The sequence below is a fragment of the Vibrio sp. 10N.286.49.E11 genome, assembly GCF_041469505.1.
In the GTDB taxonomy this organism is placed as follows: Bacteria; Pseudomonadota; Gammaproteobacteria; order Enterobacterales; family Vibrionaceae; genus Vibrio; species Vibrio crassostreae_C.
Window position 1 is genome coordinate 145803 of the sequence record NZ_JBFRKQ010000034.1, and the last position, 8496, is coordinate 154298.

Below are 8496 nucleotides of genomic sequence, written 5' to 3' on the forward strand. Positions count from 1 at the left end.
GTTATTGCTCAGCTTCTTCAATAAGCTCTTGAACTGGGGATGCCGGTTTGTTTTGAGCAAAACCGCGCAGGCCAACAACATGTACGTGCTCGTGATCTTTAAAGACCTTACGAACCAGTTTGTAGGTTGTGCCTTTCTCAGGGCTAATGTTCTCTGGTGCTGCAATCAAAAGTTGCATACCTAAACGGTCACACAGTTCGAACAAGGTAGAGATAGATTTCGCATCCAGACGAGCTGCTTCATCAAGGAACAACAAACGACATGGAACGATGTCTTTGCTACGAAGTCGACGAGACTCTTCTTCCCAGCTCTGAACAACCATCAGTAGGATAGACTGACCAGTACCGATCGCTTCACCCGTAGACAGTGCGCCCGATTCCGCTTGTAACCAACCGTCTGAACCACGGTTAACTTCAACACTTAATTCTAGGTAGTTGCGGTAATCCAGTAGCTCTTCACCTAGAACTTGTGGAGAACGTTGACCCATATCGATATGTGGGTTAACACGTTGGAACAACTTCGCCATCGCTTCTGAGAAGGTAAAGCGCGTTGATTCAAACAAGTCTTTGTGTTGCTCTTGTTGAGTTGCTAGCCCTGATAGCAAGATCTCGTGGCTTTCACGGATCTTAACGTTCAGACGTACGCCTTTAACCTGACCAAAGTAAATGTTAGACAAACCTTGGTTCAGCATTCGAATACGGTTCTGCTCGCGCTGAATCGTTTTCTTGATGATGCTTGCTACCGACTCAGAGCTGATCGCCAAGCGGTTTTCACGCTGCGTCAGTTCTTCTGTTAGTCGAGCTAGCTCAACTTCCATCTCTTCGATTGCTTCAACCGGATCATCCGTATGAATGATGTCTTGGCGAATACGCTCGCGAAGGTGTTGATAAACCGCAATGTAGAACAGAACCTTACGCTCTGGATGTGCGTTGTCTTCAGATAGACGCAGCGAATCACGTAGGTCGTCATTGTCAGCTACAGCTAGACGTAAAGCACCCAGTGATTTATCCGACATAGAACGAAGCTCGCCCGCCGTTAGGTAAGCCAGTTCACGCTTATGAAGACGACGTTCAACATCATTTTCACGAGCTAAGCGAAGTACTGAACACCAGCCTGCTTTTGCTGCAACAACGAAAGTACGAAGCTCTGTGTACTCTTTCTGAACTTTCTTAAGACGCTTAGCCAAGGCTTTCATCTCAAGTTCTGTTGACGTAATCGTTCGCTCGTATTCGCTCTTACGGCTGCGAGATGTGTGCAGACGTTCTTGAAGTTCATCACGACGACGTACAGCACGCTCTTCAGCGCCTTCGTCAGCGTTTACGCCGAACTCTTGTAGCTCTTGTTTGAACTCTTGAACCGTCTCTTGCTTCGCTTGATGTGAGCTCTTCAGTGCCGCCAATACTTGGTTGTATTGGTTCATCTGTTCGCGAGCTTGCTTCAAGCCATCACGGCCTTTGGTTCTTGCTTGCTCTGCTTGAACCAATTTCGCTTTTAATTGCTCGCTCAGTTCACTGCTCTTGTTTAGCAAATCAACAGAGTCCGCGTAAGCAAAGTAGTGACGACGCTCAATCAAATCAGACAGCGCGAACACTTTGCCTTTTAGGGTTTGTAGTGCGTAATCGGCTTGACGATATTCGGCTTCCAAGGCTTCGAACTGCTCTGGGTCAGCATCTAGTGCAGATACGATTTGCTCTAGAGAAGTAAGCGCTTTGCCATGACTATTCAAGTAAGACTTAGCTTCACTTAAACGCTCTAGTTGCGCTTCTAATTCAGCTAAGCGCTCAGCCAATGTTTCGTCTTCTAAAATACGAACCATAGGTGCTAATTTATCTAGCGCACCGAGTGCCTGCTTGCTTTGTAGAAGCTGGCTACGTTGCTGCTGCTCTTTAGAGTTAAGCTCAGCCAGAGAACGAACAATTTGATTACGCTTATCACGAATCGCAGCAAGTGCTTGTTCTGGGTCTGCGTTAAACGCAACGTGCAGGTGCTTCGCAACAAAGCTGTTGAATGCTTGATATAGGCGATTCAGCTTTTGAGAGTCAAACGCGGCTTTCGCGTGGTTCTCAACAACAACATCACGCTCTTCGCGCAATTTCTCTAGACGTTGTTCACGAGCCGCACGGCCAAACAGTGGGATCTCAGGGAAACGTGAGTAACGCATTTGGCGATCGTTCAGCTGAACACATACTGCGCCTTCAAGCTCATCGGCATTAAATGAACTGTCATCAAACGCATCGACATCGCCTTCTAGGATGTAAAGGTCTTCTGGACAATCATCAAGATCCACCAGCTTCTCTTTAATACCATCAAGATCAGAAACCACAATTGCGTGACGAGCTGGGCCGTACATCGCACTGAAGTACGGCGCATCACCAATAGTGATATCATCGTAGATCTCAGAAAGCAGCACGCCACCAAGCGTATCCGCTAGGCCTTTGAGGCGAGGATCGTTAGAACCACCTGGAGACGCTAAACGCTCAATTTCGTGCTCAAGTTCAGCTCGGCGCGTAGCCAACTGATCTTTTGCTACCGCTTGAGATTTCTCATCTTCAAGCACTTGTTGCATTTGAGTCATCACCGCTTGGCTATCTTCTAGCTCAGCGTCGGTTTGATCTCTTAATGCTTCAAGCGCATCGTTTGCCGTGATCCATGCTGGAGCAATAGACTCAAGTTTTTGAATCTCTTGATCGTGGTTTTGTTGTACACGACGTTGCTCACTCTTCGCTTCACGCAGCTCTTCTTGAGCGTACTCAAGAGACTCGATCTGCATAGCATGACGTTCACGTTCTTCATCGAAAACCGCTTCGTCAGTCAGTGAGATGTTGTGTTGCTTTTGGTATTCAGTCGCTAGCTCTTTTGCTTGACGCTGCTGAGCCACATCACGAGCCATATCGCGGTGTTGAGCACGCCACTGCTGTTCATTTTCAACAACGTGTTTTGCGTTACGGCCTTTTTCTAAAGCTTGCTTAGCGCTGCTAGACGCTTCTTTACGCTCAACGTCACCGATAATACTTTTAACAAGAGCGAGCGCTTTGTCGAACTGTGCAGAAGCAGCAGAAGACATGTCTAGTTTATGCTTCGTCGACAGTAGCGTTTGAGTGCTTGATTCTTCTTGTGCTTTTAGCTCTGAAACCAGAGTTAGTGCGCTTTCTGCCGTAATAGATTCATCACCAAGCAACTGCTTAGTTTTCTCTAATGCTTGAACCGCTTGCTGGTATTGAAGTGCACGCGTTTGCTGAACATCCAACGCTTGTTGGTAGTCAGCAAGCTGAGTTTTCAGGCTATCCACTTCTTCTTCAGTGATGGTTGCCTGCTCTTCAGCAAGAAGTACTCGCTCTTGAGCTTCTTCAACCACCATCATTTGCTCTTCTAGACGCTCGTTAAGCTCTTCTAGATCTTCGCTGTAGCGGGCAATTTTCTCTTGCTGACGAAGTGCAGTTTGAACTAATTGCAGATGATCCGAAGCCGCTTGGTAATCTTGCTCTAGTGCTGATTCTTGATCGACAAGTAACTCTAGTTCTTCTTGAACGCGGTTCAACAAGTTGTTTTGATCAAGCAAGGTTTCACGAGAACCAAACAGCTCACCACGGAACTTCATGGTTTGATCAAGCTTGTTGCGACGATCGTTAGCATGGCGCATGTAATCTGCTGCCACGTAGTTCGTAGATTCAGTGATCAAGTGCTTAAACAAATCACGATCCGACTGAGTCGTTTTGATCGCTTCTAGCGTCATACGGTTTTCGCGTAGTGCTGATTCCATGTCTTGGAACGCTTTCTTCACACCACCATTTTGCGGTAACAGGTAATCACGCAGAGAACGCGTAATCGCACTTGAGATACCACCGTAAAGTGATGCTTCAATTAGGCGGTAGAACTTAGAACGGTCGCTGCTGTTACGCAGTTTCTTCGGTACCACACCGTATTCAAACATCTGTGAGTGGTAATCAACAATCGAAGAGAAGGCTTTAAAATGCGCGCCTTCGTATTGTGCAACCGCCGCTTTCACGTCGTTCAACTGACATACGCGAGCGTGGCTGTCTGAAACGTTCTGAATCAACACATCCGTTGGTTTCACATGGCTTGGAAGGCCTTGAATAACGAACGGTTTGATGTCGACTTTCTTATCACGACCCGCAACTTGCTGCAGTTTTACTGCAAACAATAGACGTTGATTACGAGAGTTCACAACATCTAGCGCGGCATAACATGCGCCTGGCTGAAGCTTACCGTAAAGGCCTTTATCACGAGATGACTGCGAGCTACCCGCTTCCGTTGTGTTACGGAAATGCAGAAGGCTTTGGTCAGGGATCAGTGCTGTGATGAATGCCGCCATTGTGGTCGACTTACCCGCACCGTTACCGCCAGAAAGCGTTGTAACCAATCCATCAATATCAAAAGTACGCGCAAAGAAGCCGTTCCAGTTGACCATGGTTAATGATTGATACTTACCTCTTTCAATCATGCTTCACCTTCTACTTTTGTTTGTTCGCCAGCATTTGACTCAAGGTCAAAGTCAGCTTGATCGTTAAAAATGTCTTGTTGACCGTTTTCGTCTACGTCTGCATCTACTTCTGATGTGGCTTCCGCTTGTTCTTCATTCAACAAGCTACCTTGGTTAGGCTCTTGGGTATGCACCACAGCTTCACCATCACGGATAAGACGTAACTGCGCTTCTTTCATATCATCGCCAACACGAACGTCAGCGCCAAAACGGAATACCGCTTCGCTGATACGGAACTTGCCCGTTTCACCAATCGCAATCAACATACCGATACGGCGTAAGCGACGTAGAGAAGTACGTACTTTTTCGAACAGCTTTTTTTTATCTAGGTCAGAACCAGACGCACGGTTGGTTGCTAGCTTCATGAGTTTTTTCTCATCCGCTAACGACATCAACTCATCAAACAGTTCTTGGTTGGTGAAGATACCTTCATGAGCAAGACGTTCTGGGCTTAGGTATAAGAAACACAACACCTTGCCAACCAACATGTCGAGCTCAGACAACACACTACGACCAATCAGAGACGTAGAACGCGGACGCAGGTAATAGAAACCTTCCGGCGCTTTTACCAATTCCGTATTGTAGCGTTGATAGAAATGCTGAAGCTCAACTTCAAAATCAGACAGCAACGCGTGGTTATCTAGGTCTTCTGTTGAAACATGCTTACCTGAACGCAGCATGCTATCTAGCGCAGGGAACAGTGGGTTCGCTATCGCTTTTACCAGTTTCTCTGGCATGTAATCATCAGTACTTGTTAATGACATTTGCTTGTACCTTTGCACCGAAATCGTTAATTGCCTGCCAATCTGGCTGAATAGCCTGATAGTCAGACTCTGAGTAACCTAAGCGCACGGCTTGGTCGACAACAATTCTGGCTAAATCAAAATGGTGTGTGCGAGGGTGTGCAGCGAGGTAATCGCGTAACACAAGGCCAAGATCAATTGGCGCGCCTTGCTGTTTGTGAGCTTTTAACATCTCTGCAATTCGATCTGAAAGCAGGTCATTTACTTGCTCAAATTCTTCGTACTCTACGTCGATTGGTGCTTGTCCCATCACTTCGTCATCACGAAGCACGAGCGCTTCATCACGAAGATCCGTCAGCTTCTCAGCATCGGCGTAGGTCAATAACCAAGGCGCATCAAAGTAGTCAGTGACTGACTGACGCAAGCGCTGGCTAAAGGCGCGGTTTTTATCCATATCAATCGCGGTACGGATGAACTTGTGAACATGGCGGTCGTAGCCGATCCATAAATCGATGGCTTGTTGGCCCCAACTGGTGATTCGGTCTAGCTTCATCTGCAAGCCGAACAGGGTTTCGCCAACGAACTCGAGTTCATCGTCACCGTAAACAATTTCTTGAATATCGAGGATCTGTGTTTGCAGTTCATCCCCCGCCGCTTGCAAGGTGTCTTGCAATTCTTTTAGTGTGGACGAGGTTTCTGAAAGCAAGGTTTCACAGTTGTTAATCGCCTCTCGCCAATCCTTGTTTAAAAGGTCGGCAATTTGCTGTTTAACGGTTTGCTGCTGCTCATCCATAACACGTTGGTTAAGATCAATCTGATCGAAAATTTCACCAACAGAATACTTGAGCACGCCGTAAACATTCTTTCTCCAATGTCCTGGAGTTCCGCCTTTTTGTGCTGCTTCAATGGCTTTTGCCATCTCATCGGCAACCATAGAAAGCTGGATAGACAGTTTCAACTTAGAGAACTGACGGTGGCGTAAATAATAATCTGAAATACCAATCGCCAATGGTGATAAGCGATAAATACTCGCACCATCGGTGATTTCGCTGGTAAAGCGGCTAATCAACTTCTGTTTAACTAACTCGTTGATGGCATTGTTGGCACGAAACGCGGACGCTTCGCCAGTATCTTCAAACAGTCGAGTGACGATGGTAAATGCATCGTGCAGTTCACCCTCGCCCAACTCTTCATCGAACCTTTCATTGCTTAGTACTGCGATAGCAATCAAAAATGCTAAGCGCTCTGGTGGCAAGTTTAATGAAAAATCATGCTGCTTGACCCAGCCCACCAACTCATCAATTGGCTGCTCTTCGGCAGTTTGAGTCATTTCACTCATTGTGGTTCCTGTTACTGTTCTTCGTCATATCGAATGTATTAGATATGACGCCTATTTCTTTATGACGCGGGCTTCTTACGATTGCATAGCGCATGTTGTGGCTTCTTTTACCACATTCACCGCTGTTATTGCGCAGGTTTTTGAGCCCAAACGTGAATATAACGGCCTAGCGACAGATATGGCTCTTGGCGACATAGCTGTTTTTCTAGTTCCAATACATCTTCAAATTGGTAATCGCCCATGTACTCCATATTACCTATGTAGTCACTGAAGGAACGAATGCCTGATTTACCACAGATTTCTAGACCGGCGTCTTCTATCCATTGATAAACCTCTTCCGGCTTCAAGCCTTTTTGTGGTTGCAGCTTAAACCGTTTTCGATGTGGCATCCCATTCAATACATGAGGAATGTTGCCACAAATCACATTTTTCAGGACTAATCCGTGGTGGTTGTAAAACATTATCGAGGCAACGCCACCCGGTTTAACTTGTTCAAGCAATAAATCAAGCGCCTCTTTAGGATCGGCTAACCATTCCATTACGGCATGAAACATCACAAAATCGACTTTCTCATCTAGATGTTCTGCGACTTTTTGTACTGGTGAATGAATAAATCGATATTGCTCTAGCAAACCCGCTTCGCTGATACTTTCTTCTGCGAGCTTCAGCATTTCAGAAGAGAGATCACACAGAGAAACGTTATGCCCAAGCGACGCAATTTTTTGCGACATCTGTGCAAGGCCGCCTCCAGCATCAAGCACATGCAGCGGAGAAGCTGATTGCTCAAACTTGCTCAAAGCTTGTTCTAAATCTTCCCATACGATGATCTGACGGATCTCTCCTTTGTCAGAGCCGTAAATATTTTTTGCAAATTTGTGGGCAATATCGTCGAAATTACGGTCTTCAGTCACGGCTACTTGAGTTATTATGTCCTATCGTGCCTGCTATTCTGTCACAGGAATTCCAGGAATAAAGAGGCGATGTCTCTTTTTACTACTAAGTGATGTTTTTTCGGACTATTCGGATATGTTTGAGCTGAAAAAAGTAGTGTCTTCGCTATTGATGCCACTGCCAGCAATGTTAATTCTCGCTTTTCTGGGTTTAGCCCTAGTGATGTTTACTACCAAAAGGAAGACGGGTTGCTTAATCACCCTTTCAGCCCTATGTGGTATTTTCCTAATCGCTTTCCAACCAGTTTCTAGTCAACTTTTAATGCCAATGGAAAGGCAACACACCGCTTTTTTACCTGTCGATGAAACCGTCGATTACGTAATGGTTCTCGGAAGTGGTCACGTCGTAGACGACCATATTCCACCGACATCAGAACTTAGCCGCACCGGCCTGATGCGTTTAAGTGAAGGGATTCGTATTCTACGCCTTTACCCTGGTGCAAAACTCATTTTGTCTGGCTATGGCGCAGGCACTGAAGTCAGTAACGCAAGAATGATGGCTAAAGTTGCATTAGCACTTGGCGTAGCAAAGCCCGACATCATTCTGCTTGAAACCGCAAAAGACACCTGGGAAGAAGCTCGCCAAGCCGCTGCGTTCGTTAAGAATAAAAAAATGGTTCTGGTGACTTCAGCGAGCCATATGACTCGTGCACTCAATGAATTCCATGCAGCTGGTATGAAACCACTGCCTGCACCAACCAACTACCTTGCACAAGAAGGCGTTGTTGAGCCTTGGAATAAGTACATGCCAAAAGCTCTCTACCTTGAGCAGACTGAGCGTTACTGGCACGAAACCATGGGATTAGTTTGGCAAGATTTACGTGATTGGCTTGATACAAGCAATGACATTGTTGAAGAGCCGGTGATTCCAGAAGCTTCCAGCTTAGTTGAAGATGACGGTGAAGTTTCTGCGGCTCAGCCTCAGGAAGCCAATTGAATCTTTAAAGGTTCATCGCGGCTTTC

General features: G+C 46.2%; 5 protein-coding genes. 1 reads left to right on the forward strand and 4 read right to left on the reverse strand.

Annotated elements, in window-relative coordinates; all coding sequences use genetic code 11:
• Position 1 precedes the first annotated feature (1 nt).
• The 4 genes from mukB to cmoM form a co-directional block, all read right to left on the reverse strand.
• A complete protein-coding gene (gene mukB / locus AB4167_RS07665) occupies positions 2-4462 on the reverse strand; it encodes a chromosome partition protein MukB (protein ID WP_102319672.1) in 4461 nt (1486 codons plus the stop codon).
• Entirely contained in the window at positions 4459-5265 is an 807-nt protein-coding gene (gene mukE, locus AB4167_RS07670; protein WP_102319673.1) for a chromosome partition protein MukE, read from the reverse strand. The genes mukB and mukE overlap by 4 nt, the downstream gene beginning before the upstream one ends.
• Positions 5246-6583, reverse strand: a complete 1338-nt coding sequence (mukF, locus tag AB4167_RS07675; protein WP_017055049.1) for a chromosome partition protein MukF — start codon at positions 6581-6583, stop codon at positions 5246-5248. Before mukF ends, mukE begins: the two co-directional genes overlap by 20 nt.
• A 125-nt stretch (positions 6584-6708) precedes the next feature.
• Positions 6709-7494, reverse strand: coding sequence for a tRNA uridine 5-oxyacetic acid(34) methyltransferase CmoM (gene cmoM, locus AB4167_RS07680; protein WP_017063509.1), 786 nt, complete (start codon positions 7492-7494; stop codon positions 6709-6711).
• 115 nt (positions 7495-7609) lie between these two features.
• On the opposite strand from cmoM, the gene elyC reads away from it, so the two are divergent.
• A complete protein-coding gene (gene elyC / locus AB4167_RS07685; protein ID WP_104216130.1) occupies positions 7610-8470 on the forward strand; it encodes an envelope biogenesis factor ElyC in 861 nt (286 codons plus the stop codon).
• Positions 8471-8496 lie beyond the last annotated feature (26 nt).

Excerpts from the sequence above, each read along its gene's own strand:
- mukB (WP_102319672.1), bottom strand. The coding sequence starts at position 4,462 with ATGATTGAAAGAGGTAAGTATCAATCATTAACCATGGTCAACTGGAAC.
- mukE (WP_102319673.1), bottom strand. The coding sequence starts at position 5,265 with ATGTCATTAACAAGTACTGATGATTACATGCCAGAGAAACTGGTAAAA.
- mukF (WP_017055049.1), bottom strand. The coding sequence starts at position 6,583 with ATGAGTGAAATGACTCAAACTGCCGAAGAGCAGCCAATTGATGAGTTG.
- elyC (WP_104216130.1), top strand. The coding sequence starts at position 7,610 with ATGTTTGAGCTGAAAAAAGTAGTGTCTTCGCTATTGATGCCACTGCCA.